Source organism: Actinosynnema sp. NPDC053489, from assembly GCF_044544865.1.
GTDB lineage: Bacteria > Actinomycetota > Actinomycetes > Mycobacteriales > Pseudonocardiaceae > Actinosynnema.
In genome coordinates this window covers 1-12,649 of record NZ_JBITXT010000025.1, presented here as the reverse complement: position 1 = coordinate 12,649, position 12,649 = coordinate 1, and the positions used below count along the sequence as shown (strand labels likewise).

Below are 12,649 nucleotides of genomic sequence, written 5' to 3'. Positions count from 1 at the left end.
GGCCGGTCAGCGGACCGACCGCGGGAACCGCAGCACGCGGTCCGGGTCGTAACGGCGCGCCACCGAGCGCAGCCGGCGCAGGTTGTGCCGGTACGCCGTGCGCGCCCAGTCCTCCTGCTCCGGGTCGAGGTAGTTGACGTAGGTGCCGACGCCGATCAGCCGCGCCAACGCCGACTGCACCTCGTCCACCTCCCGGGTGACGTGCTCGGCCGGCAGGTCGCCGACGGTGCCGAAGACCTCGACCGATGTCCGCGCGCCCCGGTGCGGGTAGGCCGTGTCGGTCGGGCCGAGCCGGTCGATCGCACCGCCGAGCGCGCCGACGACGAGCACGACGGCGTCCCGACCCCGGAGGGTGTCGGCCACCGCCGCCGCGTCCGGCCACGCGCGGTCGGCGATGCGCGACGAGGCGCGGAACGCGTTGCGCGGCGGGTGGCCCGCGGTCATGACCGACGTCGCGGTCGGGTGGTCGACCTCGGCGTGTTCGAGGGGACCGGACAGCCCCAGCCGCGCCAGTTCCGCCCGGAGCGGCCCGGCCGGGCCGACCGAGCAGCCGGTCACGTCCACCGCACCGTCGGGCAGCACCACGCAGGTGCTGGACACGTGCTCCGGTGCGTCGGCGATCCACGGCTCCCACGCGCCGAGCACGTCCGCCGCCGCTCCGGCCGGGAACCGCAGCCGGAACACGGTCAGCACCTCGGGCACGGGCGCGGTGGCGAACTCGAACGCCGTGACGACGCCGAAGTTGCCGCCCCCGCCGCCGCGCAGCGCCCAGAACAGGTCCGCGTCGCGTTCGGCCGAGGCCGTGACCAGGCGGCCGTCGACCGTGACGACCCGGGCCGCCCGCAGCGAGTCGCACGTGAGGCCGTACGTGCGCTGCGACCAGCCGAGGCCGCCGCCCAGGGTGAGCCCGGCGATGCCGACGGACGGGCAGTTGCCCAGGGGCAGGCACCGGCCGGCGGCGGCGAGCGCCGCGTAGACGTCGCGGAGCCGGGCGCCCGCGCCGACCAGGACCGTGCCGTCGGCCCGCACGTCGACCCCGTTCATCGGCGCGAGGTCGACCACCAGCCCGTCGTGCGGGGTGGAGTAGGCGGCGTAGCTGTGGCCGCCGCCGCGGGCGGCGACCCGGACGTCGGACCGGCGGGCCTCGTCGAGGCAGTACCGGACGTCGTCGGCCCGCGCGCAGCGGGCGATCGCGGCCGGTCGGTGGTGGTCGAACAGGGAGTTGAACGGCAGCCGGGCGGTGTCGTAGCCGGTGTCCCCGGGCACCAGCAGCTCGCCCGCCAGGCGCTCGCGCAGCCGGTCCCACCGCCCCGGCCGGGGTCGCGGGCCCGGGTGTCCCGCGACGGCCGCCGCACCCGCCCACCGCAGCAAACCACGTCTCGAAAGCACGCCGACTCCTCCCCGACCCCCATCCAACAAGGTGCCGGACAGGCGCAGAACCGCTGTTCGGAGGCTCGTGCCTTTCTTCGTACAGCGTACGGTACACTGTACGACATGAGTGCTGTGCCGAGTAGTGGAGCGGGGTTCACGCCGACCGACGAGGACGTGGCCGGCGTGCTCGCGTGGTTCGAGCGGTGGGACGCGCTGGCCGTGGCCAAGGACGTCGAGGCGATGGCCGACCTGGCGCTGTTCCCGGTCAACGCGGTGACCGACGGGGCGGTTCAGTCGTGGGACCGCGCGCGGTTCCTGGAGGACATGGCGGCGAACCTCGGTGACGGCGACGTGCGCATGGAGTCCGTCCGCACGCCCGTCTTCGTCAACGCGAACCTGGTGTTCGTGATCACCGACGCGACCATAACCGTCGGGGAGTCCTCCCAGGTCGTGCGGTACGGCGACCTGTTGGTCAAGACCGACGGGAGGTGGCTGTTCCAGACGATGGTCCAGGGCGGCTGGTAGCGGGTGCCGGGTCCGCGCCAACTAACAATCAGTCTTGACTGTTTGTTAGTTGGCGCGGAACACTCGGTCGCATGACCACCGAAACCGGGCAGCGGGAGACCCGGCGCCAGGCCGACCGCAGCCGCGAGACCCGGCGCAAGCTGCTGGAGGCGACCGTCGAGTGCCTGGTCGAGCGCGGCTGGGCGGGCACGACGACGACCCTGGTGGCCGAACGCGCGGGCGTGTCCCGCGGCGCGCAGCTGCACCACTTCCGCACCCGCGGCGAGCTGGTCGCCGCCGCGGTCGAGCACCTCGGCGCGGAGAGCGTCTCCGACCTCAGGGAACGCGCCCGGCGGGTCGACGGCGGCACGCCGGGGGAGCGGATCGGCGCCGTCGTCGCGCTGATCGCCGACTTCTACGCCAGCGACCTGTTCACCGCCGCGCTCGAACTGTGGGTCGCCGCGCGCACCGACCCCGAGCTGAAGACCGTGGTGGTGCCGCTGGAGGCCCGCCTCGGCCGCGAGACGCACCGCCTCGCGGTCGAGCTGCTGGGCGCCGACGAGGCCAGGCCGGGCGTCCGCGAGACCGTGCAGGCCACCCTCGACCTGGTGCGGGGCCTCGCCCTGGCCAACCAGCTCACCGACGACGGCAGGCGGCGCGACCGGATCGTCCGGCACTGGTCGCACGTGCTGGAGGCACTCCTCGAAGGGCGGGCACCGTGATCACCGCGCTCCTGGACGACCTGCGCGCCGAGAGCCAGGTGCTCGACGACCTGGTCGCGCCGCTGCCCGACTGGTCGGTCCCCACGCCCGCCGAGGGCTGGACGATCGCCAACCAGATCAGCCACCTGCGCTGGACCGACCGCGTGGCGACGCTCGCCGCGCGCGACCCGGGCGCGTTCACCGCGGCGCTGACGCGCGCCACCGCCGACATGGTGGACGAGGGCGCGCGCGAGCCGGTCACGCTGGAGCAGTGGCGGCGGGGCCGGGCGGAGCTGGCCGACGCGCTCGCGACGCTGCCGCCGGGCGTGAAGATGCCCTGGTTCGGGCCGCCGATGAGCGCGGCCTCCATGGCGACCGCCCGGCTGATGGAGACGTGGGCGCACGGCCAGGACGTGGCCGACGCGCTCGGCGCGACCCGCGAGCCCACGCGCCGGCTCAAGCACGTCGCGCACCTCGCCGTCCGCACGTTCGGCTGGTCGTTCCTGGTCAACGGCCTGCCCGTGCCGCAGGTGCCGGTCCGGGTGGAGCTGGTCGCACCGGACGGCGAGCCGTGGACGTGGGGCCCCGAGGACGCGGCGGACCGGATCACGGGGCCCGCGCTGGACTTCTGCCTGCTGGCCACCCAACGCCGGCACCGCGACGACCTCGCCGTCACGGCCGTGGGCGAGGTGGCCACGGCCTGGCTGCCCGTCGCGCAGGCGTTCGCCGGCCCGCCCGGCCCGGGGCGCGACCGCGAGGTGCGGCCGTGATCCGCATCGGCAACGCCTCGGGCTTCTACGGCGACCGGTTCAGCGCGGTCCGCGAGATGCTGACCGGTGGCGACCTCGACGTGCTCACCGGCGACTACCTGGCCGAGCTGACCATGCTCATCCTGGGCCGCGACCGGGCGAAGGACCCGGGCCTGGGCTACGCCCGCACGTTCCTGCGCCAGCTCGAGGAGAACCTCGCCGACGCGCTGGCCCGCGGCGTGAAGATCGTCTCCAACGCGGGCGGGCTGAACCCGCGGGGGCTCGCCGAGGCGATCGACCGGCTCGGCCTCGGCGCGAAGGTCGCCCACGTGACCGGGGACGACCTGCGCGAGCGGTTCCCCGACGCGCTGACCGCGAACGCCTACCTGGGCGCGTGGGGCATCGCCGAGTGCCTGAAGGCGGGCGCGGACGTCGTGGTCACCGGCCGCGTCACGGACGCGTCGCTGGTCGTCGGCCCGGCCGCCGCGCACCACGGCTGGGGCCGGGAGGACTTCGACGCGCTGGCCGGCGCGACGGTCGCCGGCCACGTGCTGGAGTGCGGCGCGCAGGCCACCGGCGGCAACTACGCGTTCTTCACCTCCCTCGACGCGACCGCGCCCGGCTTCCCCGTCGCCGAGGTCGAGGCGGACGGCTCGTCGGTCATCACCAAGCACGACGGCACGGGCGGCGCGGTCACCGTCGACACCGTGACCGCCCAGCTGCTCTACGAGATCGGCGCGCCCGCCTACCCCGGACCGGACGTGGTCAGCCACTTCGACACGATCCGGCTCGACCCGCACCCGCGCGGCGTGCGGATCTCCGGGGTGAGGGGCTCGCCGCCGCCCGAGGAGCTCAAGGTGTGCCTGAACGCGCTCGGCGGGTTCCGCAACGCCACCACGTTCGTGCTGACCGGGCTGGACGTCGAGGCGAAGGCCGACCTGGTCCGGCGGCAGCTGGAGGCGGCGATCGGCGGCGAGGGGCTGACGTGGACCCTGGCGCGCACCGACCACCCCGACGCCGACACCGAGGAGACGGCGAGCGCGCTGCTGCACGTGACCGTGAAGACGCCCGACCCGAAGCGCGCCAAGGCGTTCTCCCGGGCCGGGGTCGAGCTGGCGCTGGCGTCCTACCCGGGCTTCCACGTCACCGCGCCGCCCGGCGACGGCACGCCGTTCGGCGTCTACCGGGCCGCGTACGTGCCGCGGGCGTCCGTGCCGCACCGGGCCGTGCTGCCCGGCGGGGAGGTGGTGGAGGTATGAGCACCAGGAACGTCCCGCTGGGGACGATCGCGGGCGCGCGCTCCGGTGACAAGGGCGGTGACGCCAACCTGGGCGTGTGGGTGCGCACCGACGCGCAGTACGAGTGGCTGCGGGCGGAGCTGACCGTCGCCCGGCTCAAGGAGCTGCTGCCCGAGGCTGGCGACGTCGACCGCCACGAGCTGCCGAACCTGCGCGCGCTGAACTTCGTGCTGCACGGCCTGCTCGGCGACGGCGTCGCCTCGTCCACGCGCTTCGACCCGCAGGCCAAGGCCCTGGGCGAGTGGCTGCGCTCGCGGCACGTCGACGTCCCGGAGGCCCTGCTGTGACCACCACGTCCGCGTTGTTCGAGACACCGGAGCGCCGTGACCTGCGCGCCGTGGTGCGCCGGTTCACCGAGCGGGAGGTCGTGCCGCACCTGGCGGACTGGGAGCGGGCGGGCGAGCTGCCCCGGTCGCTGCACCGCGCGGCGGCCGGGATCGGGTTGCTCGGGCTCGGCTTCCCCGAGTCGGTCGGCGGCGCGGGCGACCTGATCGACACCGTCGTGGCCACCGAGGAGCTGATCCTCGCGGGCGGGTCGTCCGGGCTGGTCGCCGGGCTGCTCACGCACGGCATCGCGCTGCCGCACATCGTGGACGCGGGCGACGCGGACCTCGTCGAGCGGTTCGTGCAACCCACGGTGGCCGGTGAGCTGATCGGGGCGCTCGCCATCACCGAGCCGGGTGGCGGTTCGGACGTGGCGGCCCTGCGCACCACGGCCCGTCGCGACGGTGACACCTACGTGGTGAACGGGACCAAGACGTTCATCACCTCGGGTGACCGGGCGGACTTCGTCACCACGGCCGTGCGCACCGGCGGTCCCGGCCACCAGGGCGTGAGCCTGCTGGTGGTGGAGAAGGGCACGCCCGGGTTCGCCGTCGACCGCAGGCTGGAGAAGATGGGCTGGCACTGCTCGGACACCGCCGAGCTGTCCTTCGTGGACGCGCGGGTGCCCGCGGCCAACCTGGTCGGCCCGGAGAACGCCGGGTTCGCACTGATCATGCGCCAGTTCCAGGTGGAGCGGGTCTCGCTGGCGGTGCAGGCCTACGCCACGGCCCAGCGGTGCCTCGACCTCACGGCGGCCTACGCGCGGGGGCGGGAGACGTTCGGCCGGCCGCTGATCGCGCGCCAGGTCGTCCGCCACCGGCTGGTGGAGATGGCGCAGCGGGTCGACCTCGCCCGCGCGTACACGCGCGAGGTGGCGGCGCGGGTGCTGGCCGGCGAGGAGGTCGTGGCGCAGGTGTGCTTCGCGAAGAACGCGGCCGTGGAGGCGTGCTCGTTCGTCGTGGACGCGGCGGTGCAGCTGCACGGCGGGTTCGGCTACCTGCGCGAAGCCGAGGTGGAGCGGCACTACCGCGACGCCCGCGTCCTCGGCATCGGCGGCGGCGCGACCGAGGTCATGGCGGAGCTGGCGGCACGGCGATTGGGGTACACGGCATGAGCACGTTGCGCACGGCGGTCGACCGCCGCTCGCCGGAGTACGCGGCGAACCGGCAGGCCCTGCTGGACCGGCTCGCCGAGCTGGACGCCGAGCACGCCAAGGCGCTCGCCGGCGGCGGGCCGAAGTACACCGAGCGGCACCACCGGCGCGGCAAGCTGCTCGCGCGCGAGCGGATCGAGCTGCTGGTCGACCCGGACAGCCCGTTCCTGGAGCTGTCGCCGCTGGCCGCGTGGGGCACCGACCACCCGGTCGGCGCCAGCGTGGTGACGGGCATCGGCGTGGTCGAGGGCGTCGAGTGCGTGATCGTGGCCAACGACCCGACCGTCCGCGGCGGCGCGAGCAACCCGTGGACGCTGCGCAAGACGTTCCGGGCCAACGACATCGCGCTGGCCAACCGGCTGCCGCTGATCGGGCTGGTCGAGTCCGGCGGCGCGGACCTGGCCGGCCAGAGCGAGATCTTCATCCCGGGCGGCCGGGCGTTCCGCGACCTGACCCGGCTCTCGGCGGCCGGCATCCCGACGATCAGCACGGTGTTCGGCAACGCCACCGCGGGCGGCGCGTACGTCCCGGGCATGTCGGACCACGTGGTCATGATCAAGGAGCGCTCGAAGGTGTTCCTCGGCGGCCCGCCGCTGGTCAAGATGGCCACGGGCGAGGAGTCCGACGACGAGTCGCTGGGCGGCGCGCGGATGCACGGCACCACGTCCGGCCTGGCCGACTTCGTGGCCGAGGACGAGCTGGACGCCCTCCGGCTGACCCGGCGCGTGGTGGCGCGGCTCAACTGGCGCAAGCTCGGGCCCGCGCCGAAGGCCGTCGAGCCGCCGCTGCACGACGAGGAGGACCTGCTCGGCCTGGTGCCGACCGACCTGCGCGTGCCGTTCGACCCGCGCGAGGTGATCGGCCGGGTTGTGGACGGGTCGCGGTTCGACGAGTTCAAGCCCGACTACGGCGGCAGCCTGGTCACCGGCTGGGCCGACCTGCACGGCTACCCGGTCGGCGTGCTGGCGAACGCGCGCGGGGTGCTGTTCAGCCAGGAGGCCCAGAAGGCCACCCAGTTCATCCAGCTCGCCAACGCGAGCGACACCCCGCTGCTGTTCCTGCAGAACACCACCGGGTACATGGTCGGCGCGCAGTACGAGCAGGGCGGGATCATCAAGCACGGCGCGATGATGATCAACGCGGTGTCGAACAGCCGCGTGCCGCACCTGACCGTGGTGATGGGCGCGTCCTACGGCGCCGGGAACTACGGCATGTGCGGCCGGGCGTACGACCCGAGGTTCCTGTTCACCTGGCCCAACGCCAAGTCGGCCGTGATGGGGCCCAAGCAGCTCGCGGGCGTGCTGTCGATCGTGGGCCGCCAGGCCGCCGCCGCCAAGGGGCTGCCCTACGACGAAGAGCACGACGCCGCCATGCGCGCGGTGGTCGAGGAGCAGATCGAGCGGCAGTCGGTCGCCGCCTTCCTGTCCGGCCGGCTCTACGACGACGGCGTGATCGACCCGCGCGACACCCGCACCGTGCTGGGCCTGTGCCTGTCGGCGATCCACAGCGGCGCGGTCGAGGGCACCGACCGCTACGGCGTCTTCCGGATGTGAGGGCGATGAACCGCGATGTCCGTCCGAACCCGCCGCTGGAGGGCCGATGATCCGCAGGCTGTTGATCGCCAACCGGGGCGAGATCGCCCGTCGGGTGATCCGCACGTGCCGCGAGGTCGGCGTCTCGCCGGTGGCCGTGTTCGCCGACCCCGACGAGCACGCGCCGCACGTGCGCGAGGCCGACGCGGCGGTCCGGCTGCCCGGTGCCGCGCCCGCGGAGACCTACCTGCGCGGTGACGCCCTGGTGGCCGCCGCCCTGGCCGCCGGCGCGGACGCGGTGCACCCCGGCTACGGCTTCCTGTCCGAGAACGCGGCCTTCGCCCGCGCGGTGCTCGACGCCGGCCTGACGTGGGTCGGACCGGACCCCGCGGTCGTCGAGGCGATGGGGTCCAAGGTCGCGGCGAAGGAGCGGATGGCCGCGGCCGGCGTGCCCGTGCTGCCCGAGCTCGACCCGGCGACCGCCGACGAGTTCCCGCTGCTGGTGAAGGCGTCCGCGGGCGGTGGCGGGCGCGGGATGCGGGTGGTGCGGTCGGCGTCCGAGCTGGCCGGGCAGGTCGCCGCGGCCCGGCGCGAGGCCGAGTCCGCCTTCGGCGACGGCACCGTGTTCTGCGAGCCCCTGCTGGAACGCGCGCGGCACGTCGAGGTGCAGGTCCTGGCCGACGCGCACGGCACCACGTGGGCGCTGGGCGAGCGCGAGTGCTCCGTCCAGCGCCGCCACCAGAAGATCATCGAGGAGACGCCGAGCCCGGCCGTGACGCCGGAGGTCAGGGCGCGGCTGTTCGACGCCGCGACCAGGGCCGCCGAGGCGATCGGGTACGTCGGCGCGGGCACGGTGGAGTTCCTGCTCGCCGACGACGGCTCGTTCCACTTCCTGGAGGTCAACACGCGGCTGCAGGTGGAGCACCCGGTCACCGAGGAGGTGTTCGGCCTCGACCTGGTCGCCTGGCAGCTCGCGATCGCCGAGGGCGCCCGCCTGCCCGCCGTGCCGCCGACCCCGGACGGCCACGCCGTCGAGGCGCGCCTGTACGCCGAGGACCCGGCGCACGACTGGCGGCCGTCCAGCGGCACCCTGCACCGGTTCGCCGTGCCCGGCGGGGTGCGCGTGGACAGCGGCGTGGAGGACGGCAGCGAGGTCGGCGTGCACTACGACCCCATGCTCGCCAAGGTGATCGCCTGGGCCCCGACCCGGCACGCCGCCGTCCGCAAGCTCGCCGCCGCCCTGGAGCGCGCCGAGCTGCACGGCCTGGTCACCAACCGCGACCTGCTGGTCCGCACGCTGCGGCACCCGGCGTTCGGCGCGGGCGAGACCCACACCGGCTTCCTCGACGAGCACGGCCTGACCACCCCCGAGCTGGTCGACGTCCGGCCCGCCGCCCTGGCCGCGGCCCTCGCGCTGGCCGAGCGCAGGCGCGCGAACCTGCCGCTGGGCTGGCGCAACCTGGCCTCCCAGCCGCAGCGGGTCGCGTTCGGGCACGGCGAGGACACCGTCGAGGTCGACTACCGGCACACCCGCGCGGGCGTGGAGACGGGCCTGGACCTCGTGGTCGTGGCGGCCTCGCCGGACGCGGTGACGTTCGAGCGGGGCGGGGTGCGCACGACCCACCCCGTCGCCGTCCACGGGGACCGGGTGGAGGTGGGCGCGGTGTCGTTGCGGCTGCTGCCCCGGTTCCCGCCACCGCGGGCCGAGGTCGCCGCGGGCGCGGCGGTCGCGCCGATGCCGGGCACGGTGGTGCGGGTCGCGGTCGAGCCCGGGCAGCGCGTCGAGGCCGGCGCGGAGCTGCTCGTGCTGGAGGCGATGAAGATGGAGCACCGCGTCCTCGCCACCGCGGGCGGAGCGGTGACCGAGGTGCCCGTGCGGGCAGGTCAGCAGGTCGACGCGGGCGACGTGCTCGCGGTGGTGGCGGAGGACCCGGGTGCGGGGTCGAGCGAAGGGACGGCCGGGGCATGACGATCGACTTCACCGAGAGCGAGGAGCGGCGCGCGCTGCGCCGGGCCGTCGCCGACCTCGCCGGCGAGTACGGCCAGGAGTACTTCACCGCCAAGGCGAAGGCGGGGGAGAAGACCGACGAGCTGTGGGCCGAGGCCGGGCGGCTGGGCTACCTCGGGGTGGCCGTGCCCGAGGAGTACGGCGGCGGTGGCGGCGGCATCGGCGACCTCGCCGCGGTGTGCGAGGAGCTGGCCAGGGCGGGCTGCCCGCTGCTGCTGACCGTCGTCTCGCCCGCCATCTGCGCCACGGTCGTCTCCCGCTACGGCACCCCCGACCAGAAGCGGCGGTGGCTGCCCGGGTTCGCCGACGGCACCACCAAGATGGCCTTCGCCATCACCGAGTCCGACGCGGGCTCCAACTCGCACAAGCTCAGCACCGCCCTGCACCGCGACGGCGACCAGTGGGTCCTCAACGGCGGCAAGACCTACATCTCCGGCGTGGACGAGGTCGAGGCCGTGATGGTGGTGGCGCGGCACGTCGACGCGACCGGTCAGCGGCTGCTCCCCTCGCTGCTCGTCGTGCCGACCGACGCGCCCGGCTTCACGTTCCGGCACATCCCAATGGAGGTGCTGTCGCCCGAGAAGCAGTTCACCTGCTTCTTCGACGACGTCCGGCTGCCCCTGGACGCGCTGGTCGGCACCGAGGACGCGGGCCTGGCCCAGCTGTTCGCGGGCCTGAACCCGGAACGGATCATGGCGGCGTCCTTCGCCACCGGCATGGCCCGCCGCGCACTGGACCAGGCGAGCGAGTACGCCCGCACCAGGACCGTCTGGGACACGCCGATCGGCGCGCACCAGGGCATCGCGCACCCGCTGGCGCAGTGCGCGATCCAGGTCGAGCTGGCGAGGCTGATGACCCAGAAGGCCGCGGCTCTCTACGACGCTGGGGAGGACCGGGCGGCTGGTGAGGCGGCCAACATGGCCAAGTACGCGGCGGGGGAGGCGGTGGCGGGGGCGGTCGACCAGGCCATCCAGGTCCACGGCGGCAACGGGCTGTCGTCCGAGTACGGACTCGGCGCCATGCTGGCCGCGTCCCGGTTGTCCCGCATCGCCCCGGTCAGCCGGGAGATGATCCTGAACTTCGTGGCGCAGCACACCCTGGGGCTGCCGCGCTCCTACTGAATCAGGCCCACTCCCAGCGCAGGCCGACCACCCCGGGGCCGAAGTCCAGCGCGACCGCGTACGCGTAGCCCCAGGTGTCCACCGGGGTCTCGCGCACGTCGGTGGGGTCCCCACCGGTGAGGCCGGTCGTGAACTGCTCGCAGCGCACGGGTCGGCACCGCGAGTCGTAGCGGACCTCCAGCACGTACTCCCGGACGGGGTGGCGGAAGCGGCGCGAGTGGGTGTTGTCGAACGTGGGGTGGTGCGGTGCGACGTGGATCAGCTCGTACTCGACGGCGGTCCGCTCGCCCCGGCGCAGCGGTCGGTCCAGCAGCAGCTCGGCGACCATCAGGCCGTTGCGCGGGTCGGCGGAGACCCGGCCCAGCCGGCACGAGCGCAGCGTGCCGATGACCGGCAGCGGGTCGCCGGGCAGGCGCGTGTCGTAGCCGAGCAGCACGCGGTCCACGCCCGACCGCTCGGCGCGCAGCACCTGCCGCGAGCGCACCCGGCGGGTGCTGCCGTCCATCGCCAGCTCCACCTGGTCGCGCAGGCTGAGCCGGGTCAGGTCCTGGTCGGTGCTGGTGTCGACGTCGGCCAGCAGCTCGGCGATGGTGTCGTAGTCGTTCTCGCCGACCCAGCCCTCCGGCCCGGACACGCGCGACCGGGGTCGGGCCTTCCCGCGCGGCCTGGGCGGGCCGAGCAGCGAGCTCAACGCGCCGGGGCCGAGGTCGAGGATCTCCTCCAGGTGGCCCACCGCGGTGAGCGAGCCGGGTCGCTCCGGTCGCCTGCGGCCGGACTGCCAGTAGCTCAGCGCGGCGATGCTGACCGCGACGCCCCGGTTCCGCAGCTTGTGCTGGATGCGTTCGAGGCTGAGCCCTTTGGTGCGGATCGCCGCACGCAATGCGTCCGCGAAGGGGTCGGCCCCCGCGTCGATCCGTCGGGGATCGCGGGTCCCCGATTCCGGTCCGACGACTGGCGTAGGCATCTTCGCTCCGTTCTCCCAAGGACAAGGCGAGCGACGTTATCGTGCGAAATCACCGGCGCGGTACAGCCGATCGGGTTTCGGAGCGTGAATTTGACCGAATCGGACGGTGAAATCCCGCCGGACGGGCCGTGTTTGAATTCTCATTAACATCGGCGGCGCGCAGCGGACGTACCGGCGATCGACGCACCGGGTTCGGACGTCCGGCCCCGTCCCGGTGGGCGGTGCGGCCCACGGTCCGCGGGCTCTTGAGGTGACGCGGCGCACATCCGCCCCGGTCGGCCCGTTGCGGCAACGATCGCAATCCGTTCCGACAAGCGTTGCCGATCGAGAAGGTCGACCCCTATGCCGAAGGTCACGTTGACCGCGTGGCATTGTCGGTACCCGATCCCGTCTTCGCTGGTGGTGGACCCCGCCGGCGGTGACGGCGACGCCTTCCGGGACCGGGCGCCGGCCTCGAAAGTCGCCCGGTTGCCCGGGAGGACTTTCTCCGGACGCCGCCGGGGACGCGCGCCTCTCGTTTCGGTCGGGTGGTCTGCCGTATTTTCTCCACAGCGTTGAAACGCTTCTCAATCACGTAGTCCGGGTGCGGCGCACGTGCATCTCCGCCGTTGTGCGGACACGGCCTCCCGACGGCCCGGGTTCGGGCACACTGGCAGTCCGCGCGTGATCCGCGCCGGGTCTCCTCACCCCGCGGAGGAAAGCCTTGCGCAGACTCCCACCGAGCCCCGCCACCGCCGCGTCGACCCTCGTGCCGCTCACCGCGCCCGCCCACCCCGACCCGGCCGGCTCCTGAACCGGCCGCCCGCCAGGTAGTCACCTCCACCCTGCAAAGGAATCTGAATGATCGTGTCAAGCTGCGGTGGTGGCCGGTGGTGGCGCGGTCGGTGTGAAGGTTCGGCCGTCGCGCAGCAGTGCCCAGAGGAC

General features: G+C 74.1%; 9 protein-coding genes and 1 pseudogene. 8 read left to right on the top strand and 2 right to left on the bottom strand.

What is annotated here, in order from left to right; all coding sequences use genetic code 11:
* Positions 1-6 precede the first annotated feature (6 nt).
* The gene (locus ACIGNX_RS33965; protein WP_396545537.1) at positions 7-1,389 is read right to left on the bottom strand and encodes an FAD-binding oxidoreductase; all 1,383 of its coding nucleotides are present in this window, start codon (positions 1,387-1,389) and stop codon (positions 7-9) included.
* Positions 1,390-1,494: 105 nt separating this feature from the next.
* Here ACIGNX_RS33965 and ACIGNX_RS33960 point away from each other — a divergent pair, with 105 nt between their 5' ends.
* From ACIGNX_RS33960 to ACIGNX_RS33925, 8 genes and pseudogenes are all read left to right on the top strand, one after another.
* Positions 1,495-1,896 carry a nuclear transport factor 2 family protein gene (locus ACIGNX_RS33960; RefSeq protein WP_396545535.1) on the top strand — a complete coding sequence of 134 codons (402 nt, stop codon included), beginning with the start codon at positions 1,495-1,497 and terminating at the stop codon, positions 1,894-1,896.
* A 71-nt stretch (positions 1,897-1,967) separates the two neighbouring features.
* Positions 1,968-2,597, top strand: coding sequence for a TetR/AcrR family transcriptional regulator (locus tag ACIGNX_RS33955; protein ID WP_396545533.1), 630 nt, complete (start codon positions 1,968-1,970; stop codon positions 2,595-2,597).
* Positions 2,594-3,346 (top strand): TIGR03084 family metal-binding protein, encoded by a 753-nt coding sequence (locus ACIGNX_RS33950; RefSeq protein ID WP_396545531.1) that lies wholly within the window; start codon positions 2,594-2,596, stop codon positions 3,344-3,346. Before ACIGNX_RS33955 ends, ACIGNX_RS33950 begins: the two co-directional genes overlap by 4 nt.
* 56 nt (positions 3,347-3,402) lie before the next feature.
* A pseudogene (locus ACIGNX_RS33945) lies at positions 3,403-4,910 on the top strand (acyclic terpene utilization AtuA family protein).
* Positions 4,907-6,061, top strand: coding sequence for an acyl-CoA dehydrogenase family protein (locus tag ACIGNX_RS33940; protein WP_396545529.1), 1,155 nt, complete (start codon positions 4,907-4,909; stop codon positions 6,059-6,061). The pseudogene ACIGNX_RS33945 and the gene ACIGNX_RS33940 overlap by 4 nt, the downstream one beginning before the upstream one ends.
* Entirely contained in the window at positions 6,058-7,653 is a 1,596-nt protein-coding gene (locus tag ACIGNX_RS33935) for an acyl-CoA carboxylase subunit beta (RefSeq protein ID WP_396545527.1), read from the top strand. Before ACIGNX_RS33940 ends, ACIGNX_RS33935 begins: the two co-directional genes overlap by 4 nt.
* Before the next feature lie 46 nt (positions 7,654-7,699).
* A complete protein-coding gene (locus tag ACIGNX_RS33930; protein ID WP_396545525.1) occupies positions 7,700-9,601 on the top strand; it encodes an acetyl/propionyl/methylcrotonyl-CoA carboxylase subunit alpha in 1,902 nt (633 codons plus the stop codon).
* Complete coding sequence (locus ACIGNX_RS33925; protein ID WP_396545523.1) at positions 9,598-10,761, top strand: acyl-CoA dehydrogenase family protein; 1,164 nt, start codon at positions 9,598-9,600, stop codon at positions 10,759-10,761. Before ACIGNX_RS33930 ends, ACIGNX_RS33925 begins: the two co-directional genes overlap by 4 nt.
* A gap of 1 nt (position 10,762) precedes the next feature.
* Here ACIGNX_RS33925 and ACIGNX_RS33920 read toward each other — a convergent pair whose 3' ends face one another.
* Positions 10,763-11,725 carry a hypothetical protein gene (locus ACIGNX_RS33920; protein ID WP_396545521.1) on the bottom strand — a complete coding sequence of 321 codons (963 nt, stop codon included), beginning with the start codon at positions 11,723-11,725 and terminating at the stop codon, positions 10,763-10,765.
* Positions 11,726-12,649: the final 924 nt, after the last annotated feature.